27 protein-coding genes are annotated in these 26,439 nt (G+C 52.0%); 15 read left to right on the top strand and 12 right to left on the bottom strand.

What is annotated here, in order from left to right:
• From GW590_RS19545 to uraH, 6 genes are all read left to right on the top strand, one after another.
• A complete protein-coding gene (locus tag GW590_RS19545; RefSeq protein WP_211186849.1) occupies positions 1-651 on the top strand; it encodes an amino acid ABC transporter permease in 651 nt (216 codons plus the stop codon).
• On the top strand, positions 651-1,400 hold the full coding sequence (locus tag GW590_RS19540) for an amino acid ABC transporter ATP-binding protein (protein WP_169404742.1): 750 nt from the start codon (positions 651-653) through the stop codon (positions 1,398-1,400). The genes GW590_RS19545 and GW590_RS19540 overlap by 1 nt, the downstream gene beginning before the upstream one ends.
• 109 nt (positions 1,401-1,509) lie before the next feature.
• A complete protein-coding gene (locus tag GW590_RS19535) occupies positions 1,510-2,712 on the top strand; it encodes a pyridoxal-phosphate-dependent aminotransferase family protein (RefSeq protein ID WP_169404796.1) in 1,203 nt (400 codons plus the stop codon).
• Positions 2,712-3,968: an allantoate amidohydrolase gene (gene hpxK / locus GW590_RS19530; protein WP_169404741.1), complete on the top strand. Its 1,257-nt coding sequence runs from the start codon at positions 2,712-2,714 to the stop codon at positions 3,966-3,968. Before GW590_RS19535 ends, hpxK begins: the two co-directional genes overlap by 1 nt.
• Before the next feature lie 77 nt (positions 3,969-4,045).
• Positions 4,046-4,540: a 2-oxo-4-hydroxy-4-carboxy-5-ureidoimidazoline decarboxylase gene (uraD, locus tag GW590_RS19525; protein ID WP_169404740.1), complete on the top strand. Its 495-nt coding sequence runs from the start codon at positions 4,046-4,048 to the stop codon at positions 4,538-4,540.
• The gene (uraH, locus tag GW590_RS19520; RefSeq protein ID WP_169404739.1) at positions 4,540-4,875 is read left to right on the top strand and encodes a hydroxyisourate hydrolase; all 336 of its coding nucleotides are present in this window, start codon (positions 4,540-4,542) and stop codon (positions 4,873-4,875) included. Before uraD ends, uraH begins: the two co-directional genes overlap by 1 nt.
• Before the next feature lie 63 nt (positions 4,876-4,938).
• On the opposite strand, the gene GW590_RS19515 is transcribed toward uraH, so the two are convergent.
• The 3 genes from GW590_RS19515 to GW590_RS19505 form a co-directional block, all read right to left on the bottom strand.
• Complete coding sequence (locus GW590_RS19515) at positions 4,939-6,228, bottom strand: glutamine amidotransferase-related protein (RefSeq protein WP_169404738.1); 1,290 nt, start codon at positions 6,226-6,228, stop codon at positions 4,939-4,941.
• A 240-nt stretch (positions 6,229-6,468) separates the two neighbouring features.
• Entirely contained in the window at positions 6,469-7,242 is a 774-nt protein-coding gene (locus GW590_RS19510; protein WP_169404737.1) for an amidohydrolase, read from the bottom strand.
• Complete coding sequence (locus GW590_RS19505; protein ID WP_169404736.1) at positions 7,230-8,390, bottom strand: pyridoxal phosphate-dependent aminotransferase; 1,161 nt, start codon at positions 8,388-8,390, stop codon at positions 7,230-7,232. Before GW590_RS19505 ends, GW590_RS19510 begins: the two co-directional genes overlap by 13 nt.
• A 230-nt stretch (positions 8,391-8,620) precedes the next feature.
• Here GW590_RS19505 and GW590_RS19500 point away from each other — a divergent pair, with 230 nt between their 5' ends.
• Genes GW590_RS19500 through GW590_RS19490 form a run of 3 tightly spaced genes read left to right on the top strand, consistent with a single transcriptional unit; the run spans position 8,621 to position 10,477 of the window.
• A complete protein-coding gene (locus GW590_RS19500) occupies positions 8,621-9,235 on the top strand; it encodes a methylthioribulose 1-phosphate dehydratase (RefSeq protein ID WP_169404735.1) in 615 nt (204 codons plus the stop codon).
• On the top strand, positions 9,232-9,909 hold the full coding sequence (gene mtnC, locus GW590_RS19495) for an acireductone synthase (protein WP_169404734.1): 678 nt from the start codon (positions 9,232-9,234) through the stop codon (positions 9,907-9,909). The genes GW590_RS19500 and mtnC overlap by 4 nt, the downstream gene beginning before the upstream one ends.
• Before the next feature lie 22 nt (positions 9,910-9,931).
• On the top strand, positions 9,932-10,477 hold the full coding sequence (locus tag GW590_RS19490) for a 1,2-dihydroxy-3-keto-5-methylthiopentene dioxygenase (protein WP_169404733.1): 546 nt from the start codon (positions 9,932-9,934) through the stop codon (positions 10,475-10,477).
• A gap of 60 nt (positions 10,478-10,537) precedes the next feature.
• Here the strand turns inward: GW590_RS19490 and GW590_RS19485 are convergent, their stop codons facing one another.
• The 4 genes from GW590_RS19485 to mtnA all read right to left on the bottom strand — a co-directional run bounded on the left by GW590_RS19485 (position 10,538) and on the right by mtnA (position 13,529).
• Positions 10,538-11,236 (bottom strand): DUF799 domain-containing protein, encoded by a 699-nt coding sequence (locus GW590_RS19485; protein WP_169404732.1) that lies wholly within the window; start codon positions 11,234-11,236, stop codon positions 10,538-10,540.
• Positions 11,233-11,601: a DUF4810 domain-containing protein gene (locus GW590_RS19480; protein ID WP_169404731.1), complete on the bottom strand. Its 369-nt coding sequence runs from the start codon at positions 11,599-11,601 to the stop codon at positions 11,233-11,235. The genes GW590_RS19485 and GW590_RS19480 overlap by 4 nt, the downstream gene beginning before the upstream one ends.
• A 22-nt stretch (positions 11,602-11,623) precedes the next feature.
• Positions 11,624-12,295: a CsgG/HfaB family protein gene (locus GW590_RS19475; RefSeq protein WP_169404730.1), complete on the bottom strand. Its 672-nt coding sequence runs from the start codon at positions 12,293-12,295 to the stop codon at positions 11,624-11,626.
• A 205-nt stretch (positions 12,296-12,500) separates the two neighbouring features.
• The gene (gene mtnA / locus GW590_RS19470; RefSeq protein ID WP_169404729.1) at positions 12,501-13,529 is read right to left on the bottom strand and encodes an S-methyl-5-thioribose-1-phosphate isomerase; all 1,029 of its coding nucleotides are present in this window, start codon (positions 13,527-13,529) and stop codon (positions 12,501-12,503) included.
• Positions 13,530-13,725: 196 nt separating this feature from the next.
• Here mtnA and mtnK point away from each other — a divergent pair, with 196 nt between their 5' ends.
• On the top strand, positions 13,726-14,925 hold the full coding sequence (mtnK, locus tag GW590_RS19465; protein ID WP_169404728.1) for an S-methyl-5-thioribose kinase: 1,200 nt from the start codon (positions 13,726-13,728) through the stop codon (positions 14,923-14,925).
• Between the two features lie 175 nt (positions 14,926-15,100).
• Entirely contained in the window at positions 15,101-15,574 is a 474-nt protein-coding gene (locus GW590_RS19460; RefSeq protein ID WP_169404727.1) for a YehS family protein, read from the top strand.
• 121 nt (positions 15,575-15,695) lie between these two features.
• Here GW590_RS19460 and GW590_RS19455 read toward each other — a convergent pair whose 3' ends face one another.
• The 3 genes from GW590_RS19455 to fadE all read right to left on the bottom strand — a co-directional run bounded on the left by GW590_RS19455 (position 15,696) and on the right by fadE (position 20,280).
• Entirely contained in the window at positions 15,696-16,091 is a 396-nt protein-coding gene (locus tag GW590_RS19455; RefSeq protein WP_169404726.1) for a hypothetical protein, read from the bottom strand.
• 1 nt (position 16,092) lies between these two features.
• Complete coding sequence (locus GW590_RS19450) at positions 16,093-17,256, bottom strand: hypothetical protein (protein ID WP_169404725.1); 1,164 nt, start codon at positions 17,254-17,256, stop codon at positions 16,093-16,095.
• Between the two features lie 576 nt (positions 17,257-17,832).
• Positions 17,833-20,280 carry an acyl-CoA dehydrogenase FadE gene (gene fadE, locus GW590_RS19445; RefSeq protein ID WP_169404724.1) on the bottom strand — a complete coding sequence of 816 codons (2,448 nt, stop codon included), beginning with the start codon at positions 20,278-20,280 and terminating at the stop codon, positions 17,833-17,835.
• Positions 20,281-20,633: 353 nt separating this feature from the next.
• On the opposite strand from fadE, the gene lpcA reads away from it, so the two are divergent.
• Both lpcA and GW590_RS19435 read left to right on the top strand, forming a co-directional pair.
• Entirely contained in the window at positions 20,634-21,215 is a 582-nt protein-coding gene (gene lpcA, locus GW590_RS19440; protein WP_169404723.1) for a D-sedoheptulose 7-phosphate isomerase, read from the top strand.
• Between the two features lie 134 nt (positions 21,216-21,349).
• Positions 21,350-22,117 carry a class II glutamine amidotransferase gene (locus tag GW590_RS19435; protein ID WP_169404722.1) on the top strand — a complete coding sequence of 256 codons (768 nt, stop codon included), beginning with the start codon at positions 21,350-21,352 and terminating at the stop codon, positions 22,115-22,117.
• On the opposite strand, the gene dpaA is transcribed toward GW590_RS19435, so the two are convergent.
• A complete protein-coding gene (gene dpaA / locus GW590_RS19430) occupies positions 22,088-22,813 on the bottom strand; it encodes a peptidoglycan meso-diaminopimelic acid protein amidase (RefSeq protein WP_169404721.1) in 726 nt (241 codons plus the stop codon). The two genes, GW590_RS19435 and dpaA, sit on opposite strands and share 30 nt — an antisense overlap.
• A gap of 288 nt (positions 22,814-23,101) precedes the next feature.
• On the opposite strand from dpaA, the gene dinB reads away from it, so the two are divergent.
• Positions 23,102-24,160 (top strand): DNA polymerase IV, encoded by a 1,059-nt coding sequence (dinB, locus tag GW590_RS19425; protein WP_169404720.1) that lies wholly within the window; start codon positions 23,102-23,104, stop codon positions 24,158-24,160.
• Between the two features lie 71 nt (positions 24,161-24,231).
• Here the strand turns inward: dinB and pepD are convergent, their stop codons facing one another.
• Entirely contained in the window at positions 24,232-25,692 is a 1,461-nt protein-coding gene (gene pepD, locus GW590_RS19420; RefSeq protein WP_169404719.1) for a beta-Ala-His dipeptidase, read from the bottom strand.
• 246 nt (positions 25,693-25,938) lie between these two features.
• Between pepD and gpt the strand changes: the two genes are divergently transcribed.
• Complete coding sequence (gene gpt, locus GW590_RS19415) at positions 25,939-26,397, top strand: xanthine phosphoribosyltransferase (protein ID WP_169404718.1); 459 nt, start codon at positions 25,939-25,941, stop codon at positions 26,395-26,397.
• Positions 26,398-26,439: the final 42 nt, after the last annotated feature.

Here is a 26,439-nt window from a genome sequence, read left to right as displayed (position 1 = left end):
ATGACCTTTACTGACTGGGACATCGTGCGCAATCTGCTGCTTGCTGCCCGCTGGACTATTCTGTTGTCGCTGGTGGCCTTTCTGGGCGGCACGCTGGTGACTCTGCCGTTGATATTGATGCGTCTGACCCATCGCCGCTGGCTGGTGAATCTGGTGCGCGTCTATGTTGAAGTTTTTCAGGGCACGCCTTTGCTGATGCAGCTATTTCTGGCGTTCTTTGGCCTGGGATTGTTTGGTATCAACGTCAGTCCCTGGACTGCTGCCGCCTGTGCACTGACCTTTTACGCCAGCGCTTATCTGCTGGATATCTGGTCGGGCAGTATCGCGGCTTTGCCCAAGGGACAGTGGGAAGCCTGCCGTTGCCTGGGCCTGAGTTTTGGCCAAACCCTGTGGCGAGTGATTGCGCCGCAGGCGATGCGAATTGCCATTGCCCCGACCGTCGGCTTTCTGGTCCAGGTGATCAAAGGCACGGCGCTGGCGTCGATCATCGGCTTTGTCGAGTTGACCAAAGCCGGCACCATGCTTAACAACGTAACCTACGAGCCGTTTAAAGTCTTTGGGTTAGTCGCTTTTGGCTACTTCCTGATGTGCTATCCGCTCTCGCTTTACAGCCACTACCTGGAAAGAACATTGTCTGGAGACAGAAAATAATGCCGCTGATCACCATTAATCAGGTTCAAAAATATTACGGCCAGAATCATGTGCTGAAAGGCGTGGATCTGGATATCGATGGCGGTGAGGTGATTTGCATTATCGGCCGCAGCGGCTCGGGGAAAAGTACCTTGTTGCGCTGTATCAACGGCCTCGAAGCCTATCAGGATGGCAGTATCAAACTGGCGGGGATGACCATTTCCAGCCGCGATTCGCAGGCGCGTGAAATCAGTCGCTCAGTGGGCATGGTGTTTCAGAATTTTAACCTGTTCCCGCATATGACCGCGTTGGAAAACGTCATGCTGGCCCCGCGCCGTGTGCTGGGCAAGTCGGCGGCTGAATGTCGCGAGCTGGCAATCAAGATGCTGACCAAGGTCGGTCTGGCCGACCGCGTGGATTACTATCCTGCCAATCTCTCGGGAGGGCAGCAGCAGCGTGTCGCTATTGCCCGCGCCCTGGCAATGAATCCCAAAGTATTGTTATGCGACGAAATTACTTCGGCGCTCGATCCGGAACTGGTGGGCGAAGTGCTGAAGGTGCTGGAACAACTGGCGGCAGAGGGGATGACGCTGGTGCTGGTCACCCATGAAATGAATTTTGCCCGTGAAGTGGGCGATCGCGTGGTGTTTATGCATCAGGGCACCGTCTGGGAGCAGGGAGAGAGCCGTGCGCTGTTTGCCAATCCGCAGACCGCCGAGCTGAAACAGTTTATTGCTTCGGTGCGCGGACTGAACGAAGCTGCCAACTGAGCCTGTCGCACAAGATTTCGCTTATTCATCAACAGTTATGGATTAAATAAGGATCACCACATTGGATATCTCAACCTTAGGTCAAATCAATCCACCTAACCGCCTGCTGATGGGGCCTGGCCCGATTAACGCCGACCCTCGCGTGCTGCGGGCGATGTCGAGCCAGCTTATCGGCCAGTATGACCCGGCGATGACGGGCTATATGAATGAAGTGATGGAACTCTATCGTCGGTTATATAAAACCGAAAACCAGTGGACGCTGCTGGTGGATGGTACCTCGCGCGCCGGTATCGAAGCGGTGCTGCTGTCGGGGATCCGCCCGGGCGATAAGGTACTGGTGCCGGTTTTTGGGCGCTTTGGCCACTTACTCTGCGAAATTGCCCGCCGCTGCCGCGCCGATGTACACACCATCGAAGCCCCCTGGGGCGAAGTGTTCGATCCGCAGCAGATTGAAGATGCCATCAAGGCAGTTAAACCGCGCTGGCTATTGACCGTACAGGGCGACACTTCGACCACCATGTTGCAGCCGCTGGCGCAGTTGGGGGAGATTTGCCGCCGCCACGGGGTGCTGTTTTACAGCGACACTACCGCCTCTTTTGCCGGTAATGTGCTGGAAACCGACGCCTGGGGACTGGATGCCGTCTCTGCCGGTTTGCAAAAATGCCTGGGCGGTCCATCGGGCAGCTCACCGGTCACTATCAGTCCACAATTTGCCGAACAGATCCGCCGTCGAAAATGCGTGGAGCAGGGGATCCGCACCCTCGATCACGCCGATGGCGATGAAGAGATGATCTACTCCAACTATTTTGATCTCGGCATGATTATGGATTACTGGGGGCCGGAACGGTTAAATCACCATACTGAAGCCACCAGCATGCTGTTTGCTGCCCGCGAATGCGCGCGGGTGATCCTTGAAGAAGGTCTGGATAACACCATTGCCCGCCATAAACTGCACGGCGGCGCCTTGCTGGCCGGTATTCAGGGCATGGGGCTGGAGGTGTTTGGCGATCTTGATAACCGTATGAATAACGTGCTGGGGGTAATGATCCCGCAGGGCATTCATGGCGAACAGGTGCGTCAGATGATGCTCAACGATTTCTGCATTGAAATCGGCACCTCATTTGGCCCGTTGAATGGCAAAATCTGGCGCATTGGTACCATGGGCTATAACGCCCGTAAAGACTGCGTAATGCAGACGCTGGTGGCGCTCGAAGCGGTGCTGACCCGTCTGGGCTTTGCCTCGAAATACGGTGCCGGTTCTCAGGCTGCCTGGGATCACTATAGCCTCGATGCCACGGCAGGAGGCCAATAATGGCGGCTGTCATCCCCTTGAGTCTGCAGGCTGAGCAGGCGGCGCTGAGAATTATGGCGCGCTGCGATAGCCTGGCAGAACTCAGTGAAACCCCGGGGCAGTTGACCCGGGTTTACCTCTCCGCACAACATATGCAGGCCAACCGGCGGGTCGGCGAATGGATGACGGAAGCGGGCATGACGACCTGGCAGGACAGCGTCGGTAATATCTGTGGCCGCTATGAAGGCCTGGATCCGCAGGCACCGGCCTTACTGCTGGGATCCCATCTTGACAGCGTGCGCAACGCCGGACGCTATGATGGTCCGCTGGGCGTGCTAACGGCGATTGAAGTCGTGGCTTATTTATCGGCGCAGGGGATCCGCTTGCCGATGGCGGTGGAGATCGTTGGTTTTGCCGATGAAGAAGGGACGCGTTTTGGTATTACCCTGTTGGGCAGCCGCGGTTTGACCGGCAGTTGGCCACAGCACTGGCTGCAATGTCGCGATGCGCAGGGGGTGACCGTGGCCGAAGCCATGCTCGGTCTGGGGATGAACCCGATAGATATTCTCAGTGCACAGCGTGGTATCAATGATTATTGTGCCTACCTGGAACTGCATATTGAGCAGGGACCCTGTTTACAGGCGGCCGATCTGCCGCTGGGGGTGGTCAGCGCCATTAACGGCGCGCGCCGTCTGAACTGCCGCTTTACCGGCCATGCCGGTCATGCCGGCACTGTGCCCATGGGCCAACGTCAGGATGCGCTGGCCGCTGCCGCCGAGTGGATGCTGGCGATTGAAACCACCACCAGCGCGCGCGGGCACAATCTGGTCGCTACCGTAGGACAGATAGAGAGCTTCCCTGGGGCGGTCAATGTGATCCCCGGTGAGGTAAAACTGACCCTCGATGTTCGCGGACCGGAAGATGAAAACTTATGTGCGTTGCTGGCCAGTTTGCTGCAGCAGGCCAACGCCATTGCTGTCCGTCGGGGTTTAACCTTCGATGCCGAGCAGTTTTATGGTATCAAGGCCACCGCCTGCGATCCGGCATTGCAACAGCGGTTGGCAAACAGCGTAGCGGCATTGCAAGGTGAATCGATGAGCTTACCCAGCGGGGCGGGGCACGATGCCATTGCCATAGCGGAACGCTGGCCGGTGGGGATGCTGTTTGTACGCTGCAAAGATGGCATTAGTCACCATCCCGATGAGTCAGTCACCACCCGCGATGTGGCCTATGCCACCCAGGCTTATATCAATACGGTACTCAGTTTTAATCAATAATGCCGTTGTTTCGCTGCGCAGGCTGCCGATTTGTTGTCGATGCAGGAAACGCGGAGATAAATAAGAGGAGGCCGCAGATGACGTTAACGGAATTTAATGCCCTTTCTGAACAACAGGCGCGGCAAATATTGACCCCCTGTGTCAATATTGCCCAATGGGTCGATCAGGTAATACAAGGGCGACCCTACGCTTCGCTACCGCAGGCCATGGCCTGTGCGACCCTGGCCAGTGATGGCTGGCAGGACGAGGCCATTGCCCTGGCATTGGCGCAGCATCCACGCATTGGCGAGCGCATGACCGGTGACAGCCAGGAGGCTGCACTGTCACGGGCGGAGCAGGCGACGTTGGGGTTGGGCGAGCAGCAAACTCTACAGGCTTTATTACTGGGTAACCGGCAATACGAACAACGGTTTAACCGCGTATTTCTGATCCGTGCCAAAGGGCGAACACCCGCTGATATTCTGGCTCATCTGCATCGCCGCTTAGGTAATAATGATGCGCAGGAATTATTGGAAACCGCCGAACAATTACAGCAAATTACTCTGCTGCGCTTTCAGGAGTTATTCGACTGATGACCACGATCACCACCCATATTCTCGATACTTCACTGGGAAAACCGGCCGCTAACGTGCGCGTATGGCTGGAGAAGATTGACGGCGAGCAACAGCAGAAAATCAACCAGACCTTGACCGATATTGATGGTCGCGCGACGGATCTTACTCCGCACGGGGTGACTGCCGGCAATTATCGACTCTATGCCGATATTGGCAGCTATTTTGCCGCCAGCGGACGGGAAACCTTGTATAAGCTGGCGATTATTGACGTAATTATTGCCACCGGGCAGGCACATTACCATCTACCGTTATTACTTAGCCCCTACTCTTATTCAACTTATCGCGGCAGTTGAACGCGGCCAGCAAACCCTCGTTTGGTATTTACCCGGCGAATGGTTGCCGGGTTTGACCTCAGACTATCCCATCAAAAAGTGTGGATGCTTTAAGCGCACGCTGCGAGTCAGCGCCGGGTGGCTGATATCCCGATCTTTATTGATTTGTCGCACTTGTTGCAGAAAGTTGAGTAATAGCGGATGGGGGCGTTCACGGCGCGACTGTAACTCCGGATGCCCCTGTACCCCGATAAAAAATGGATGATTCTCCAGTTCAACCGATTCTGCCGACAGGCCCGACTCGTCGCTGCCGGTGACCTGTAAACCCGCGCATGCCAGTTTATCGAGCAATTGTGGGCTAAGCCGCCAGCGCTGGTTGTAGCGCAGCTGCGCCTCTTTACCCATCATTTTTGCCATTCTACTGCCCGACTGGAAGATGACTTTGCGATTACCCCGCTGCATGCCCTGATCGGCAAGCGGCAGACTACATTGCAAGGCGTTCAGCGTTGACGGACCCGGCATGGCAACGGCGGCGTCACCCAGTATTTTCTGCCCGAGAGCCGCGACCATCATATGCATACCGCTGTTGATACCCAACACCGGTGCCTGATTGTCCAGCGCCCACCGGGCGACGGCCAGTTGGCTGCTGCTACTGACGCTGGCGTTGTCTGCCCCCTGCACGCTGATCCCGGGCAGCAGCAAGCCGTCGAGATCAAAAAGTCGGCTGTCGAGTTGAGTGCTCACCAGATTCGGGGTGATATAAACCACCTCAATGTTCATTGCCAGTGCATCGGCGGCATCTCCCAGTGCAGCCAGGGTTGCCGGGTAACTGTCGCGATGTTCGTTAAAGTCCCCCAATATCCCCAGGCGCAATGCTTTACCCGCGCGCATAACCGGCTGAGTGACACCGCCTAACACCCAGCGGCCAAAGTTGTCTCTGGTCCAGCCGTTGCTGCGAACTTTACCGCTGACACAATCTTCGAGCTGATAACGATCCTGGTTTTTTACCACCTGTAGCGATTCGATGGCGATGCCATTTTCGCGTATCCGCTGAATCATTGTGGCGTAGCAGGGGGAGCACAGCGGTTGGTTGAGTGGCACGACAATATCTTCTTTAACTGCCCGATTTATCAGGGATCCCAGTTCAAACTCCGCCCCGGCTCCGCGACCGGTCAGACGCTCAAGCCAGAGTAATCCACTGGTCATTTGATATCCCTGCGGCGAAATATATTGCCGCGAATTGATAAAGTGTTTGCTGTCATAGCTGACCGGCAGGTGACACAGCGGCAACGCACGCAACTCAGCAAGTATCGCGGCCAGCGCACCATAAAATGCAGGTTCAGGTGTGGAGTGGGCAATAAAGGTGATAGTCATCAGTTGGCCTCGGTCAGATGTATAAGCAGGGGAGACTGAATGCAAGAATTACACCAGCTAACAGGTAAGTACCGAGGGTTTACATTCCTTGACATGACAGCAGGGTGGCCGCAACGGCCATTCCACCTTTTCTGATAGGGATTTCAGTGAGTGATTGCCTGGGTTTATCTGATTTAAATAGGTGACCGAAACAGGAGTTTAGGTCCTGTTTCGGTATGCAGATGGGGATCGACGCGGGGATTAATCGTGGCGTAAAAAGTTATCGGCATCGCGCCAGGCCGGGAAGGCATGACGGTAATCCAATAGCTCTTCCAGCGACAGTTCGGCTTCAATAATCATGGCGGTACCGGGTTCGGCACGTGCCAGTTCCTCGCCTTTGGCATTGATAATCAGACTGTCACCGCTGTAGTGATGACCGTTATCATCATCTCCCACGCGGTTGCAGCCCGCCACATAGGCCTGATTTTCAATGGCGCGGGCAGTGAGCAGCGTTTGCCAGTGATGGGTGCGCGGTGCCGGCCAGTTGGCGACATACAACGCCAGGTCGTAATCCTGTGCGTTGCGCGACCAGACCGGGAAACGCAGGTCATAGCAAACCTGCGGCAAAATACGCCAGCCGCGCCATTCCACCACTTCACGACGGCTACCGGCAACATAGTAGTTATGCTCACCGGCCATGCGGAACAGGTGACGCTTATCGTAGAAATGGACTTTGCCCTGCGGTTCAACCAGCAGAAAACGGTTAACCGCCCCTTTGTCGGTGGACAGGGCAACGCTGCCGCCAATCATGGCATTAAGCTGCCTGGCCCACTGTTGTAGCCAGGCGATCACTCTGGACTCCGGCAAGGCACGTTCCGGGGCCTGCATGGCAAAACCGGTGGTAAACATCTCAGGCAGAATAATCAAATCGCGATTAATCAACGGCCCCAGCAAGGAGTCAAAGTGTTTGAGATTGGCCTCACCGTCCAGCCATACCAGCGGTTGCTGGAGTAACGAAAGTTTTAAAGTTGACACAGGCGCTCCGCAGCAGCGTCCAGCGTGGCTTCCCGTTTGGCAAAGCACAAGCGGATCAGTTTATGAGGGAAAGGTTCGGCGCAGAATACCGACAGCGGTATCGCCGCCACCCCCACATGTTCAACCAACCAATGACAGAATGCAACGTCGTCGAGATCCGAGACATCGCTGTAATCGACCAGCAGGAAATAGGTGCCTGCGCTGGGCAACACTTTCAGCCGACTATTGGCCAGCCCCTGCGTCAGACGGTCACGTTTGGCCTGGTAGAATTCCGGCAGTTCCTGCCAGTGCTCGGGGTGTTCGCGCAGCATATCGGCCAGCGCCAGTTGCACCGGGGTGGTAATGGCGAAGGTCAGAAACTGATGAATTTTTCGCAGTTCTACGCTGATGGCTGCCGGGGCGACGCAGTAGCCCACACGCCAGCCGGTCATATGAAAGGTTTTACCGAATGACGAAACAGTCACGGCGCGCTGGCGCAGTTGCGGATGACGCAGCACGCTGGCATGGCCGTTTTCGGCAAAGCAGATATGTTCGTACACTTCATCACTGATCACAAAAATATTGCGCTCGGCGATAATCTGCCATAGCTGGTCGATATCCTCTGCGCGCCAGGTGGTGGCGGTAGGATTATGTGGCGTATTGATGATCACCACTTTGGTTCGATCGCTGATCTGCGCAGCAAACTGTGCCCAGTCCACTTTAAACGCCGGTGGCTGTAGTTGAATGCGCTTCATCACCCCGCCGGCCAACTGCACCGCTGGCGCATAGCAGTCATAGCTGGGATCGAAGCTGATCACTTCATCACCGGCAGAAACCAGCGCGGTGATCGCCACGTACAGTGCTTCGGTAGCGCCAGAGGTAATGGTGATATCGCTGTCGGCATCGGGTTGATAACCGTAAAGCAGGGCGGTTTTGGCGGCAATGGCGTTACGCAGCGCCGGGGTGCCGGTCATCGGCGCGTACTGGTTGGCACCGGCGGCCACGTGGACGCTCAACTGATGTTTAAGATATTCGGGACCATCAAAATCAGGAAAGCCTTGTGACAAATTGATCGCATTATGTTTTTGTGCCAGCGCGCTCATCTGCGTGAAAATTGTGGTCCCCAACGCGGGCAGTTTGCTCTGTGGGATCAGTGCTGCTGTACTCATGGGCTTTCTTGCTCCAGACGCCAGTGACTTGAGAGTGATAAAAGCTGGGTGGTCGCATTTCGCGATGCCTATGTTGTCGATAATACAGCAGGATGTTAAGATTTGGCAATCGAGACGCTTAGATGTTTAAACGGCTAAATAGCGGAATAATCTAACTCATAGCGAATCATAATAAACAGTAACAAAGTACCCGCTGTTCCTCCTAACCACACCCTGTTTCAGGAATAACGATGACCGAAAATAACCCTCTTAATGCGCTGGTTGCCACCTGTCACTGGATAGGCGAAAAGGGCTGGTGTCCGGCCACCGGCGGTAATATGTCCCTGCGTCAAGACAGGCAATACTGTCTGATCAGCGAGTCGGGAAAAGATAAAGGTTTGCTGACGGCGGACGATTTTTTACAGGTTGAGATTGCGACCAACCATGTGCCCAGTGGCCGAACGCCTTCTGCCGAAAGCGGACTGCATACTTTGCTGTATGGCCTTTACCCGGAGGTGGGTGCGGTATTACACACCCATTCGGTCAATTCTACCGTGCTTTCCCGCGTCGAGCGCAGCCAGGGATTACGTCTGCAGGGCTACGAAATGCAAAAATCCCTTGCCGGCCAACGCAGTCATCTCGACGAGGTGGTGATCCCGATTTTCGATAATAGTCAGGATATTGCCGCGCTGGCGGCGGAGATCGCCGAGCGGGCACATGCACATCCGCTACAATATGGTTTTCTGGTGCGCGGACACGGCCTGACCTGTTGGGGCAAAAATATTGCCGAGGCGCGTCGCCACCTGGAAGGACTGGAGTTTTTATTTCAGTGTGAATTACAACGACGCCTGCTGGAGGCCAAATGACCCGCGCCATTGTGACTGATATTGAAGGGACCACCACCGACATCCGCTTTGTGCATCAGGTGCTTTTTCCCTATGCCCGCGCCCGCCTTGCCGATTTTATTCCCCGCCACGCTGAAGATCTTGAAGTTTTGCAGGCGCTGGATGCCCTGCGTCAGGAGATCAATCAGCCCCAGGCCGAGATCGCCACGCTGGTTGACCAACTCTATGTTTATATGGATAAAGACGTAAAATCCACCGCCCTGAAAACGCTACAGGGCATTATCTGGCGTACCGGTTATAGCGCCGGAGATTTTCATGGCCATCTTTACCCTGATGTGCCGCCGGCACTGACCCAGTGGCAGGCGCAGGGACTTAAACTTTACGTCTACTCCTCCGGTTCGGTAGAGGCGCAGAAGCTGCTGTTTGGCCACAGCGATGCAGGGGATCTCTGCCCGCTGTTTAGTGGCTACTTTGATACCCGCGTGGGGGCCAAGCGGGAAGTGGCGTCTTATCAGAATATTGCTCAACGGCTGATGCTGCCGGCGTCGGATATCCTCTTCTTGTCAGATATTCGCCAGGAGCTGGATGCCGCGCGTCAGGCCGGCTGGCGCACTTGTCAGCTGATCCGCGACGAGGCCGACACCTTGAGTGAACATACGCAGGTTAACCGTTTCGATCAGATCGTGCTCGACTGATCCCACGTTCCAGGAGTTTGCAATGAGTGCATTGACTATTTTCAGCGACAGCGATCCCTCAGCCCCTGTCTGGCAAAGCCGCGACGCCGAGGAAATTGCGGGTGAACTTGGCAAGATCAGCGTGCGTTTTGAGCGTTGGCAAGCCGACCGTGATCTGGGCGATAATCCGCAGCCTGAACAGGTGATCGCCGCCTATCAGCATGAGATAGATAAGCTGGTGGCAGAAAAAGGCTACCAAAGCTGGGACGTGATCAGCATGCGTCCGGATCATGAACAGCGTGAAGCGCTACGGCGCAAATTTTTGTCTGAACATACTCATGGTGAAGACGAAGTGCGCTTTTTTGTGGCTGGTGCCGGTCTGTTTTGTCTGCATCTTGACGGCAAGATTTTCCAGATCCTTTGTGAGAAAAACGATCTGATTTCGGTGCCTGCCAATACGCGTCATTGGTTTGATATGGGTGGCTCGCCGTCGTTTACCGCCATCCGTTTATTTGATAATCCCGAAGGCTGGATCGCGCACTTTACCGGTGATGCCATTGCCGATGCTTATCCGCGTTTGGGGGAGTAGTCAGCTAAAAAAGAAGCAAGGGCCTGAATTTAGGCCCTTGCCAGTACCAGAGGGAAAGACTTAGCTTTTGTCTTTACCATAATCAGGTGAGCGTGGACCGTAAAGAATCCCCGTAGAGATAACACCTGGTTGAGTATATGTCTGACCCTGGGCATAAGGATTATGTGGGCTGAGCAATTCATTACTCGTATAACCCGCTATGGTGTAGCTTTTGTCCGAGATATTATTGGATATTTGATGCACGGCTGCGACAACTAACATCGTCAGTATGCCATTATTGCTGTTGGTATTTGCATTGTCGGAGTGGGACACACTGCCCGACCACAATAACTTACCGTTACGCAAATCGACCAGACGAGCGCTGGCAGTCACTCGGGTTTCACTGTCAACAACCATATATTTAGTGCCATAGTCGGTCACATCAATATACATGACTGCATCAGCTCCAAATATCTCACGTAATTTTCCCGTACTGACCGTCCGCATATCTTCTGGCGATGTCATGCCGTTTTGCTTAAATGTTTCTTCTACGACAGCAACCGGAAAGACGTAATAGCCTGCTTCAGAAAGGGGTTTGGTTGTTTGTGATAAAAAACTATGTGTGGCATTGATATCCGGTGATTTATTAACCGGCGGTAATACCAGAATAGAGTGGGGGCGACTTTCTTTAAATGCTGTGTAGTCGTAATGTGTCGGTTTCGCACAGCCAGTCAACATTATGCTGGCTAATAAACAGATACTGGCGAGAAGGCGTTTCATTTCATGCTCCCTTTTTTATTTTTCAGCAAGAAGTCCATATAAGCTGCTGATTCTGGAAATAAAGTTTTCTCAGTCTTGAATTCCTGAAATGCCAAATCAGTGTGACCGGTATCGGCATACAATAAACCCATTTGAGCATGCAAACCTGGTGGTACAGATTTACCTGTGGATTTTGCTTGCTCTATGTTTTTCTGGAGTTCGGCAATCTGTTGTTCAGGGCCGGTTTTATCGCTTTTATAATATTGGTAAAGTGTCGGTTCGTAACTATTCCAGCTATAGAGTGACTGTTTTTTTGTCTCGCTGGCACAACCGGCCATTAATAATGCTGCTGCCAGCAAGCCAACTTTCTGCACGCTTAGTTTCATTGTTTTGTTATTCCATTAACCATTAATTAGTTGGATGCCAGGCACCGTTTTGAATTCCATCAACCAGATGATTTACTGCGTCGCGAATGGCGAGATCCAGGACTTTGCCATTTAGCGTTGAGTCGTAGCTGGCGGTGCCACCAAAGCCAATAATTTCGCGATTGGAGAGGCTGTATTCCCCTGCACCCTGTGAGGAGTAGACCACCTCTGAGGTTTGGACATTAACGATATTCAGTGCGACCTTGGCATAGGCAATTTGAGATTTTGCCCGGCCCAGAATGCCCCAAAGTGCTTGGTCGCCGACTTCTTTACGACCAAATTCGGTCACATCCCCGGTCACAATATAATTTGCGCCTTTTAAGGTTTGCGCTTGTCCTTTGATACCGGCTTCGGCCTTAATCTCATCCATATTGCTACGATCCAATACGGTAAATCGGCCGGTTTGCTGTAAATCGGTGATCAGAATTGTTTTAGATTGATTGCCAAGGCGGTCCACACCATCAGAGAAGATACCGTTCATATAGTTTGAGCGGTTATCAAATTTCCCTACAGCGATGGGACTCCGTTGTCCTTGATATGGCGTGTTGTAGCTGGCGACTTTAGCTACCTCAACGGTATGTGAGGACTCCGTGGCACAGCCGCTAAGGATAGCCGCGGCGAGAAGCGTTGTGCTCCATAGTCTACTTTTCTTCATGTATAAATCCCTTACAAATTAAAATAAGCAAGGGAACTATCGGCGGATTCAAATTAATCTTTAGATTAATTTATGTTTTTTATAATTAATTAACTTATCTAACAATGAATTGAAAAGTGACATACAGAACTACAGCGAAAATCATTAGTAATGCTGTAGTTTTGCCGTTCTTCTTTATAGGTGCCGGTTTTTTCAGTTAGATAGTTTAACTTATTGTTTTTCTGAATATCCCTTCTTGCACTTGCTGCGGGGTGATCACGCCGTTATCCAGCACCCATCCGCTGATTAAGGCCGCTGGCGTGACGTCAAACGCCGGGTTATAGACCTGAGCATCCAGTGGTGCCCATTGCACATCGCCAAAGCTGCCGGAGACGCCGGTGACTTCTTTGGCGGCGCGTTGCTCAATGGGGATGGCCTCGCCGTTGGCGCAGGCGGGATCGTGGGTAGTATGGGGGGCGGCCACGTAAAAAGGGATACCGTGATAATGTGCCAGCACTGCCAGACTGTAGGTGCCAATTTTATTGGCAACGTCACCGTTGGCGGCAATGCGGTCGGCACCTACCCAGATAGCATCAACCTGTTTTTTGGCCATCAGACTGGCCGCCATCGAATCACAAATCAATTGATAAGGAATGCCGTATTCACCCAGCTCCCAGGCGGTCAGTCGGCCACCCTGCAGCAGCGGACGGGTTTCATCCACCCAGACCTGAGCGACATTGCCCTGCTGATGGGCGCGCAAAATGACTCCCAACGCGGTACCAACGCCTGCGGTAGCCAAACCGCCGGTATTGCAGTGGGTCAAAAGACGGCTGCCCGGTTTAACCAGTGCGGCACCGTGATTGGCAATGCGATCGCATAACTCACGGTCTTCCGCTACCAGTCGCTCGGCTTCCTGCACCATTGCGGCGACATAGTCGGGTTGTTGCAGGGCGATTTTCATCCGATCGAGATTGTTCATCAGATTAACCGCGGTAGGGCGCGAAGCCCTGAGGGTGCTGAGTGCTTGTTGCAGACTGGCCACGTCACGCCCTTCTTCGGCCAGTTGTGCCAGTAGCAGGCTGGCGGATAAGCCAATCAGCGGCGCACCCCGTACGCGCAGGGCATGGATATGGCCGACCAGGTCGTCCACGCTGCGGCAATGATGCCATTGTGCGCGCTGGGGCAATGCCTGCTGATCCAGTATCCACAGTTGATTTTCACGGATACGTAAACTGGTGGTAGTGAGTGTTTGCATTGTGAGTTAAATCCCTGTTGCGTAGTTGCATCTGGTTGCTTATTCTGCCAACATAAGTTTCGGATGTATAGACGTCTAAATGCTTTTATGGCTATTGGCTCAGGTTGGCGCAAAATTTTGCATCATCTCCGTTGCGAGAGCTGCGTTAACACTAATCAATACGGGTAAAAATAAGCAAAGATCACGAGAGGATAGCATGTCACGTTATTACACATTTAATGCCGCAGATGCCGTGGAATACGCTCGCCAGTTTGCTGGCGTCAAGGATCCGCAATCACTGGTGACTGCCGATGAAATCGGTGACGGTAACCTGAACCTGGTATTTAAAATTCGTGATACCGCTGGCGTGAGTCGTGTCATCGTCAAACAGGCGCTGCCTTATGTGCGCTGCGTAGGAGAATCCTGGCCGCTGACGCTGGATCGTGCGCGTATAGAGGCTGAAACTCTGCTGGTGCACGGTCAGTTTTGTCCTCAACATACGGTCAACATTCTGCATCATGACGCCGAACTGGCGGTGATGGTGCAAGAGGATCTCTCCGATCATCTGATTTGGCGTAGCGAGCTGCTAAAGGGTAAATATTATCCGCAGGCGGCCAGCCAACTGGGTGAGTATTTAGCGCAAAGCCTGTTTCACACTTCAGATTTTTATCAGAATGCCCAATATAAAAAGGCCGAAGTCAGCCGCTTTATTAACCCGGAACTCTGCCAGATCACCGAAGATCTGTTCTTTACCGATCCTTATATTGTTCATGAGCGTAATCATTTCGATGCGCTATTACAGCCGGAGGTCGATGCCTTGCGGGCAGACCGCCCGTTGCTTCTGGCGGTGGCTGCACTGAAACAGCGTTTTCTTAGCCATGCCGAAGCGCTGCTGCACGGTGATATCCACAGTGGGTCGATTTTTGTCGCCGAAGGCAAGCTGAAAGCCATTGATGCCGAGTTTGGATTCTACGGTCCGATGGGTTTTGACCTCGGTACCGCGATGGGCAATCTACTGCTCAACTACTGCGGTTTGCCGGGGCTGGTGGCCACGCGCGAGGCGGCGGACGGACGGGAACAGCGTTTACAGGATCTGCGCGATCTGTGGTTGAGCTTTCGCGAACGTTTTCTGCAGCTGGCGGCTGATAAAACGCAGGATCCGGCGCTGGCGATAGCCGGTTATGCCGAGTATTTCTTACAGCAGGTCTGGCATGATGCCGTTGGTTTCTGCGGCTCTGAGCTGATCCGCCGCACCATTGGTTTTGCCCATGTTGCCGACCTTGATAGCATCGCCGATGCAGCAATGCGTGCCGACTGCCAGCGTCATGCGCTAAGTCTGGGACAGTGGCTGATCATTACTGCGCCACAGATCGACGATATTGAAGCACTGATCGCCCGTATCCGTCAAAATGGCTGACACGGCGGGCTGGGTCATGAGTAACTAGAGTAAATTGCGGTATTCATCAAAGAAGCCTGCATAAAAGAAGGGGCGATTGTGCCCCAGCCTTGTATAATGCCCGCCGACGAGGTGCCAGCGGGCAAACCCGGTGTGGCCCTCGGTTTACCAATCACCCACACGGGAATAAAGAATTATGATGAATAACGATGTCTTGCGCAGCGTACGCTATATGCTCGACCTGAGCGAAGGTAAGCTGATTGAGATTTTGGCGTCTACCGGAACCATCATTAGTCCACCGGTGATGTCGCGTTATCTGAAAAAAGAAGATGAAGCGGAGTATATGGTTTGCCCGGACGAAGTTATGGCGAACTTTCTCAATGGCTTGATTTTCTTTCGACGCGGTAAAGACGATCGCTTCCCGGCACCGGAAGTGGAAAAGCGCGTTACCAATAATGTGATGCTGAAAAAACTGCGTGTCGCTTTTGAGCTAAAAACCGAAGACCTGCAGAGCGTACTGGCTGCTGCCGATTTTAAAGTTTCCGAAGGTGAATTAAGCGCGTTCTTCCGTAAAGAGGGGCATAAGAATTACCGTCCTTGCGGCGACCAGGTTCTGCGCTATTTCCTTAAAGGTCTAACCATGCGCATACGTCCGCGCAAAGGCCAATAAAACCCTTCCGCATTACCGGTTAGCAAGAAATGCCAGTCAGTTGATGCTGACTGGCATTTTTGCGTTAATGCCCCGGGTATTATGCAACTCAGCGATCTCGCGATCTGCCAAGCAAAAGATCTTAGGAGGAGCCTTCAGGTTTTTTGATGATAATTGTGTAGGTCTTATCGAATTGACTGGATTTTTGCAGCATAGCTCCAGATAAACCGCCAGATACACGCACTTTGACTATCCCTGCTTTTGTTGGTACCCCTCTGATTTGAATGCAATTGTTACGCATTTTGTCATTACATTGTTGAACATACAGACCTGTATCCTTAGGGGTGATTTCGCCAACCAATTTTGGGCTCCCATTTTTATCGAAAGAATAAACAGGACCACCAAATATATTTATCTGTTCATAATAAGTTACACCCTGTGTAGCATCATTAAGCTTATCGCTTTCAGGAGTAAAACGGGCATGCAAGGTACATGCGGATAAGGAAAATATTAAAAAAATCAGCAAGATATTTTGCATGCTATTTTAATGGTTTAAAAACCATTCCTCCAAAGAAACGGTTAATGAAAAAATAGATATCCTTGCCGTTTTTTATTTGATCGAATACATCACCCCATGAAAATAAATCCAAATGTACACTTCCATCAGCTTCTTGTGTTACAGGCCCATCCCAGACAATCCAATGAGTAGGCACAGTTAAATTTGAATTGCTACGGCCTAAAAGACCATCATTAATTAATGTCACTACTTTATAACCTTTCTGCGCATATTCATTTAAGTCACGAATACCCTGGATACCAGCATAGGTAATACCTACATTACTAAATATTTTTTCATAACCTGCTTTTTCAAACCACTCCGACAGTGTTTGCCACATGGTGACTCCAGCAAATGGAGAATCGAGAGTATCAAAGCTTAATACTGCATTTTCGGAATCCCTTAACCCCGCCAGCGTCATCCAGTCAAGACCAGAGATGTTCCCGCTAAAATATCCAGTTGGGTGGCGACACCCTTCACTTGGCAAGATCTCAAGCTCTCTAATTTTGGTTTTCCCATACCGCCATAATTGCCGTGCCGCTTGTGCATAAACATCCGGGCGATCCTTTTGCAGGCAGTAAAAAAACGCAGCCGGACCGCATACGCTGGCACCACTTTGTGTTGGGAAATTAACATGGTTAAATCTGTTATTAATTTGTTGCTCTATTAAATTTTTTTCAAATGGATCACCAGGACTACCAATTGGATATTTTTTTGCAATAAAAGGCCGCTCCGGAGTGGATATCTTTATAATCTTTGTTTCTCCCCCTTCACTTACCGGTTTCATGGTGCCGGTTGATTCATAGTAACAGGGATTTTCCCGCTTAACCTGGGACCAGGCTTTACCAGAAACAAACTCTTCCAACGTATACATTCGTGTAAAGGGGGTGGGAGAAACGCATAACGTGTTAAGCAGGGTTTTCCTGTAAAGCGTGACTTCCATGATATAGATGGTCGAAAGTGGTTCGTCAATATTTTCGGTTATATGTCGCTGGGTTTCATAATTTTCCAGAAATGGTTGCTGTTTCACATTAACCAATGCATATTTATTTCGGTTCGAGTCCATACGGTAAATATACAAATCATACAACAAGTAACTGGGTGGAACGTTAGACTTAATACGGGTACTGAGATGGTAAACAGGCATAATTAATCCTTTAATAGATGCAGGTTAATATTTTCAGCGCGTTCAACAAAATACTATGCTGTCACGCCCTGAGAGTCAGTGCTTGCTGTTTCAGGGGGGCATCGCCCGTAAAGCCGGGCCATCGCTAAGGATCTCACCGCCAAAGGAGGTTTTGTCTCCTGTGGAAAGAAAAAAACTTAAATATTAAATTTATTTAAATTTCAAATGGATAGATACCGTTATCTTAATGGCTCAACGTGATTTAACTCAAATTCTTCTTGTCGTTTTGTGACGCGGCGCAGGCTCGACTAACGGCTTTTATTCCTGACATCGACGGGGAGTGAAGGATAAAAACAAAATAAATTCATCATGATGTATAAAAATGCCAGTCAGTTAATGCCGACTGGCATAGTAGGTATAGCGGTAATATTTTAAGCAGATCCAGAATGTTCACAAAATTCGTTTTTAGGGAAGGTACTGCTGGGGATGCTATGCCCGAACATCTCGCTTATCCAAACAACCCGCTCATCAAACTTCACCTTTATTGACGGCGTTACACGGCCCATCCCTGGACCTCGTCGCTGTAGGGCAATGCGATCACGCCGCTTCGGTATGCCGGGAAGCCGGGCGCGGGGTTTCAGCTTGTTGCTGTGCCAACTGATCCGGCTCAAACTCGTCGACATTGATCGAGCGTAAGCGACTCTCTTCTGCCCGTGCCAAAATGCGCGCATCGTCGGCACTCAAATGACCGGCGTCCATCCCCATTTGTGCCAGCTTATCCAGTCGGGTAAACGACAGTTTTTTACCCATGGCTTCGCACAGCCGTTTATGAATGGGCTCGGCGGCAAGCATATCTTCCAGCGCCGCCTCAAGCTGCCCGACCGGGTTATGCTCGCTGGCGACCAGATATTGACCGCGACCAATGCGGCTGCGGGTAGCGGAAGGCACCTGAAGAATGCGGGCCAGTTGATGATCGAGCCTATCGGAAGGTGCCGGATGTACGCGGCCCAGCGGGAAGATCACCAGACGCATCATTCCGGCAATAATCGCATTAGGGAAGTTGCGCAGCAGATCGTCAATCGCCGTCTCGGCCTGATGCAAGCAATCCTGCACGCCCCAGTGCACCAGCGGCAGATCGTCCTCATTGCGTCCCTCTTCGTCGTAGCGTTTTAGCGTGGCGGTGGCCAGATACAGTTGGCTGAGAATATCTCCCAGCCGCGCCGAAATACGCTCGCGACGTTTCAGACTGCCGCCAAGAACCCCCATAGAAACATCGGCCAGCAGCGCCAGGTTAGCACTCAGGCGGTTGATATGTTGATAGTAACGGCGGGTGGCATCATGCACCGGCGTGGCGCTGGTGCGGCCATTGGTCAAACCGAGCCACAGGCTGCGCATTTTATTGCTGCCCACATGACCGATATGGCCAAAGAGTGCACGGTCAAACAGCGGTAAATCGTTGGTTTCCGCCGCCGCCATCTCTTTCAATACATAAGGGTGACAACGGATCGCCCCCTGACCAAAGATAATCATACTGCGCGTCAGAATATTGGCCCCTTCGACGGTGATGGCGATCGGTGCCCCTTGATAAGCGCGGGCCACAAAGTTGCTGGCGCCGAGCATAATGCCCTTGCCACCGGTGATATCCATGGCATCCATTACCGCGCGTTGACCGCGATGGGTACAGTGATATTTGACAATCGCCGACAGCACGGCAGGTTTTTCTCCGAGCATAATACCGTTGGTGATCAGCGTAGCGGCGGCATCCATCACATAGGCATTACCGGCAATACGCGCCAGCGGCTCTTCGATACCTTCCATTTTGCCGATAGGCAGTTTGAACTGACGACGGATATAGGCGTAGGCACCGGTAGCCAGCGCCAGCGATTTCAGACTGCCGGTTGAATTGGACGGCAGGGTGATACCGCGTCCTACGGACAGGCATTCAACCAGCATTCGCCAGCCCTGACCGGCCATTTTAGGTCCACCGATAATGTAGTCGATAGGCACAAAAATGCCGTTACCGCGCGTGGGTCCGTTTTGGAACGGAATATTTAACGGAAAGTGGCGATGGCCGATCTCCACGCCTGGCGTTTGCGTCGGGATCAGCGCACAGGTAATGCCCAGGTCTTCAACGTCACCCAACAGGTGATCGGGATCTTTTAATTTAAAGGCCAGTCCGAGCACGGTGGCAATGGGGGCCAGCGTGATATAGCGTTTATTCCAGGTTAATTTCATGCCCAACACTTGCTGGCCCTGCCAGTCTCCCATGCAGACAATACCCTGGTCGGGGATTGCCCCGGCATCGGAACCGGCTTCCGGGCTGGTCAGCGCAAAGCAGGGAATTTCCTGACCTTTTGCCAGCCGTGGCAAATAGTGATCTTTTTGCTCATCGGTACCGTAATGTTGCAGCAGTTCCCCAGGGCCAAGGGAGTTGGGTACCCCGACGGTGATCGCCAGAATCCCCGAGACTCCCGCCAGTTTTTGCAATACCCGTGCCTGAGCGTAAGCAGAGAACTCCAGCCCGCCATACTCTTTTTTAATGATCATCGCAAAGAAGCGGTGCTCTTTCAGATAGGCCCACAGCTCTGGCGGCAGGTCGGCCAGCTCATGGGTGATCTGAAAATCATTGGCCATGCGGCAGGCTTCTTCAACCGGCCCGTCAATAAACTGCTGTTCTTCAGCGCTCAGGGTTTGCTGCTGGTAGTTATGCAGTTTTTGCCAGTCTGGCTTGCCGCTAAACAGATCGCCTTCCCACCAGGTGGTCCCGGCTTCAATGGCCTCTTTTTCCGTGCGTGACATACTGGGCATCACTTTGCGGAAAGTACGCAATGCCGGACCGGAGAACAAGGCTCGGCGCAGTGGCAGCAAATTAAATGGCAGCAATATCACCGCCAACGGCAGCAGTAGCCAGGGTGTCCACAGGTGTAACGCGCTCATCGCGGCGGTATACACCAGCACAATAATGCTGCTTAACAGCAGGTTTATACGGTGATAAAACAGCGCACCAATAATCACCAATAGGGCAACAATGCTAAGAACCATCATAGTAAAGCTCCTGAGTTGTAGGAGGTCGGACCTGTTGAGTTGATACTAAGGTTTTAGTCCATGCCAAAAGCTTTATCAATGCATTTACATCTCAATTACAACTTAGCTCACAAACTGGGTGCGCTATGCGTTAAAAGCGCAAAGTATCCGCAGGAAGATGGCAGGAAGTCTTCTCGGCTTTTCGGCTTTCCGTTACACTTGGCAGTGGAACATTTATCTGAGCCAGTGGACTAAACCTATAATGCATTTTTTGCGTTATAACGTCGGACGTAAATGGAACCTTGCACTTTTCTACACTGCGCCAGGGCCTTACGTTCGTCAATCTGCTGCAAAAGGAACTCTAAGAGGCTGCCATGTACCTGGATAGTATCCGTAGTGAACTCAACGAAGCTGCTGAAGTACTCAATAAATTTATCAGCGATGACCAGAATATTGCCGCTATTCAAAGCGCCGCAAAACTGATTGCCGACTCTTTTAAACAGGGTGGCAAGGTGCTTTCCTGTGGCAATGGCGGATCGCACTGTGACGCCATGCACTTTGCCGAAGAGCTGACCGGTCGCTATCGCGATAATCGCCCAGGCTACCCGGCGATTGCGATTTCAGACGTCAGTCATATCTCTTGCGTCAGCAACGACTTCGGCTATGAGTATATCTTCTCCCGCTACCTCGAAGCCGTAGGTCAGAAAGGTGACGTGCTGCTGGGCATTTCCACTTCTGGTAACTCAGGCAACGTGATTAAAGCCGTTGAAACTGCCAAGGCCAAAGGTATCAAAGTGATCACCCTGACCGGCAAGGACGGCGGTAAAATGGCGTCGCTGGGCGCTGATGTCGAAATCCGCGTACCACACTTTGGTTATGCCGACCGCGTGCAGGAGATCCACATTAAAGTGATCCATATCCTGATTATGCTGATCGAAAAAGAGATGGCCAAATAAGCCAACCTGCGTGCCAATACGAGGTTAAAAGCAGGCTGAGAATGCGGTTTACCTGGGGTAAGCGCCACTTTCAGGCCTGCTTTTTGTTTTTTGACACCGCAGAGGGTGATGTCACCTTATTAAGGAGAGCGGCAATGTGCGAACTGCTCGGGATGAGCGCCAATGTCCCTACGGATATTTGCTTCAGTTTTACCGGGTTGGTGCAACGTGGCGGGCTGACCGGCCCACATAAGGATGGCTGGGGCATCACCTTCTATGAAGGTAATGGCTGCCGAACCTTTAAAGATCCACAGCCCAGCTTTAACTCGCCGATTGCCCGTTTGGTGCAGGAGTACCCGATCAAATCCTGCGCGGTGATTTCCCATATCCGTCAGGCTAACCGTGGCGAGGTTTCGCTGGAGAATACGCATCCCTTTACCCGCGAGCTGTGGGGGCGCAACTGGACCTATGCCCACAATGGGCAACTGCGCGGTTATCGCCAACTGGATACCGGTACACTGCGGCCGATTGGACAGACCGACAGTGAATACGCCTTTTGCTGGCTGCTGCATCAATTGACCCAGCGTTACCCGCGCACACCGGGCAGTTGGCCGCCGGTATTTCGCTTTATTGCATCACTGGCGGATCAGCTGCGGCAGAAAGGGGTGTTTAATATGCTGTTGTCGGATGGGCATTTTGTGATGGCTTACTGTTCGACCAACCTTTATTGGATCACCCGGCGGGCGCCCTTTGGGAAAGCGACCTTGTTGGATCAGGATGTCGAGATTGATTTTCAGCAGCAGACGACACCTGATGATGTCGTCACGGTCATTGCGACCCAGCCGCTAACCGGCAATGAAACCTGGAACAAGATTGCTCCAGGTGAGTTTGCCTTATTTCACCGTGGCGAACGCCAGCTGTGAGGCCGGTTGTGTCTGCATAGGTGTTTGATTGACCACGTAATTGCCGTTTGATACCGAGACCATAGGCGGCTGGTGGTACTTTTCAAAGTAGGCATAGCCAGGTTGCAGCTGACGCCAGAAATTAATGTAGAACGAGTTCTTGTGCAGTTGCATATTGGTATCTGTCATGCGGAAAGGATAGATACTGATCTGCACATTGCGCTGGCCGTTGTCGAACGCCGCATGCACGTAATTATAAATTACGTTGATATTGGCATCGGTCATGGCGTAGCAGCCAATGGATAAGCAGTTGCCGTGGATCATCAGATATTTACCTGAATAACCTTGCGCACGATCATAGTCATTGGGGAAACCGACATTAATTGCGCGGTAAAATCTGCTATCAGGCTTCAAATGATGAATATCGATATTATAAAAGCCTTCCGGGCTTTTAAAATCGCCTTCACGACGTTTGTTGCCTAATCCGCCTGAGAAATCACAGATGCGATAGGCACCCACCAGACGGAATTTATCCTCGACCCTGGCGTAAAGCTCAAGGGTACGTTCTTGCTTAAATATCTGAATATAAACAGGTGAACCTAGTAATTGCTGTTGAGCCGCACTTCCTACCTGAACCTGTTCGCTGGCGACAGCGTTGCTCATGGTAAAAACCGGCAAACTGAGAAGCATCGCAATAAATAGCGCGATTCTGACCATTCTTTATCCTGCTTTAATAATTATATTGATTTTATTATTTCTATCCGCCTCATCACACAGCGGACTGCCACTGATATTCAAGTTTCTTGAACGCAGTCATATTAATACTGATTAAATTTTTATCAATGCCCTGAAATGTAATTTATTTCCCAATCGTGAAGAAAAAAGCCTTTATTTGCAGGTTTTTACAAAAGTAAGGCAAATTAATGGCGTTATTCGGCGCATTAACCTTGCTTGAGATTGCGCTAAATGGCTGTATACTTATACAGTTGTCGATACGGAGGGGCTATGCGAAAAATCATTCACGTTGATATGGACTGCTTTTTTGCAGCCGTTGAAATGCGCGACGATCCTTCTCTGCGCGATATCCCGTTGGCTATTGGCGGCAGTAAAGACCGCCGTGGCGTGATCAGCACCGCCAACTATCCCGCTCGCCGCTACGGTGTGCACAGCGCCATGTCAACGGCCATGGCGCTTAAGCTCTGTCCGCATCTTAAAGTGATCCCCGGTCGCATGGAGGCTTATAAAGAAGCCTCGCGGCATATCCGCGAAATTTTTTCTCGCTATACCTCGCTGATTGAACCCCTGTCTCTCGACGAAGCCTATCTTGATGTCAGCGACTGCACCGCGTGCAGCGGCTCCGCAACCTTGATTGCCAGCGAGATCCGCCAGACCATCGCAGACGAGCTTAATCTGACGGCCTCTGCCGGAGTGGCACCCATCAAGTTTCTGGCTAAAATTGCCTCCGATCTTAATAAACCCAACGGCCAGTTTGTTATCACCCCGGATAAGGTGGCCGGTTTTCTGCGAGATTTGCCACTGGCGAAAATTCCCGGGGTGGGCAAGGTCACGGCAGGTAAACTGCAAGAGGTCGGCCTGCTGACCTGCGGTGATGTGCAGCACTATGATTTGGCTATTTTACTGAAAAGATTTGGCAAATTTGGCCGGGTGCTATGGGAGCGTTGTCAGGGTATTGATGAGCGCGAGATCTCTCCGGAGCGGTTGCGCAAGTCGGTGGGGGTTGAACGAACGCTGGCGGAGGATATCCATGACTGGGAAAGCTGTGTCGCGCTGATTGAGCGTTTGTATCCCGAGTTAGAGCTGCGACTGACGCGGGTTAGTCCCGATCTGCGTATTGCCCGTCAGGGGGTAAAATTGAAATTTCATGATTTTCAGCAAACGACACAAGAGCATGTTTGGCCGGTATTAAACAAAGAGGATTTACTCAAGGTCGCGCAGGAGGCGTGGAATATGCGCCGCGGCGGGCGAGGGGTACGACTGGTGGGACTACATGTCACCTTGCAGGATCCACAAATTGAGCGCCAGCTTTTGTTGCCCTGGGAATAAACCGGTGGCAACTGCCTAATCTGGCCCTTCCCTGGGCCATGCCCCTGACGGGGTGTTATGCTGCTTGCGAATTAAGCGCGCTCAGGGATCGCTTTAAGCAAGGTGGTCAACAACTGCCAGTACAGTTCAACGCTGCCGATATGCACTTGCTCATCCGGCGAGTGTGGCCCGGTAATGGTCGGCCCAATAGAAACCATATCCATATCAGGATAGGGTTTTTTAAACAGACCACATTCCAGACCAGCGTGGATCACCATAATATTTGGCGTTTTATTAAATAATCCCTGATACACCTCGCGCACCTGCGCCATGATTGGCGAAGTTGGGTCTGGCTTCCAGCCTGGGTAACCGCCTTTTGGCGTGGTTTTGGCACCGGCCAGCTCGCCGAGTGAAGTCAGCATGCTGACCACGTAATCTTTACCGCTGTCGATCAGCGAGCGCACCAGGCAGATGATTTGCGCTTCATTTTCATTCATGGTCACCACGCCAACGTTCAACGAGGTTTCCACTACGCCTTTGACATCATCACTCATACGCAGAACGCCGTTTGGCGTGGCGTTAAGCAGCCCCAGGAAACGACCCTGGCTCTCTTTGGTCAACGCCTTGCCGTCGTTTGCTGTCGCTTCGACCACAAACTCGATGTTTTTTTCCACCGCAGCCAGGGCGAAAGTCACGGTATTCAGGAAGGCGGCGACGGCAGTTTTAAAGCCAGCCAATTTCTCGGTAGGCACCGCCAAATGGGCGATAGCTTCGCGGGGGATCGCGTTACGCAACGTGCCGCCGTTAAGATCTAACAGACGTACTCCGAACTCTTCACCGTGAACACACAGGAAGCGGGCCATCAGCTTGTTGGCATTGCCCAGACCAAGATGAATATCAGCACCTGAGTGGCCGCCTTTCAGACCTTTCAGAGTCAGGGTCAGGGTGGTAAAGCCAGCTTGAAGTGCTTCGCGTTGCAGCGGCTGAGTGGTGATAAAATCCACGCCACCGGCACAGCCCATATAGATTTCACCCTCGGTTTCCGAGTCGGTGTTAATCAGGATTTCGCCCTGCAGCCAGTTGGGTTGTAAACCAAAAGCACCGTCCATACCGGCTTCTTCGGTCATGGTCAGCAGCACTTCCAGCGGACCATGTTCAACACTGTCATCGCCGAGAACTGCCAGCGCCGAGGCCATACCAATACCGTTATCGGCACCGAGGGTCGTTCCACGCGCTTTTACCCAGCCATTGTCAATATAAGGACGGATAGGATCTTTGGTGAAGTCGTGTACGGTACCGTTGTTTTTCTGCGGCACCATATCGAGGTGCGCCTGCAGCACCACCGGTTTACGCTTTTCCATACCTGGCGTGGCGGGTTTACGCAGTAGAATATTGCCCACCTGATCGCGCTCAGCCGGGATACCCTGTTTTGCTGCCCATTCCATGATGTGGGTTGCCAGTTCTTCTTCATGATAAGAAGGGTGGGGGATTGCACAAATTTTGGCAAAAATATTCCACAATGTTTTAGGCGAAAGCTGAGACAGTTCAGACACTGTGAGTCTCCTGATCGATGTTGAGGTTTGATGACAAAATTTTTAACAGAATATCACTTTCTCCGGTGACGTGCGCGCCACCGCGACGCTTTAATCGCGGAATTTTGACGGTGCGCAGCCGCATAACCACTGGTTTTTAACAGCGGGAGTCACTATAATCTCGCGCAACCATTTTTCCCCTGAATAAAATTTTCTTTAAAGCCTTTAGTTAAGCGGCGGGGATATCCCTTTTTTGAGAGTTAAAACATGAGCGAAAAGTACGTTGTAACCTGGGACATGCTGCAAATTCATCTCCGCACTCTGGCCAAGCGTTTGCTGCCGGTAGAACAATGGACCGGTATTATTGCCGTTAGCCGCGGTGGACTGGTTCCGGCATCGTTGCTGGCGCGCGAGCTAAATATTCGTCACGTCGATACCGTGTGCATCTCCAGCTACGACCATGACAATCAACGCGAAATGAAAATTCTCAAACGCGCAGAAGGTGACGGCGAAGGCTTTATTGTCATCGATGACCTGGTAGATACCGGTGGTACTGCCCAGGCGATCCGTGAAATGTACCCGAAAGCGCATTTCGTTACCGTCTTTGCCAAACCGGCAGGTCGTCCACTGGTTGATGATTACGTTATTGATATCCCACAAGATACCTGGATCGAACAGCCTTGGGATATGGGCGTGGTATTTGTCCCGCCAATCGTAGGAAAATAATTCGCCAGGCTATTTTCGCCGCAGGCAACCTGCAGGTGAAAG

It is taken from the genome of Rouxiella aceris (genome assembly GCF_012933545.1).
Lineage (GTDB): Bacteria > Pseudomonadota > Gammaproteobacteria > Enterobacterales > Enterobacteriaceae > Rouxiella > Rouxiella aceris.
The sequence above is the reverse complement of the archived record's forward strand: the minus strand, read 5'-3'. Positions and strand labels throughout refer to the sequence as shown.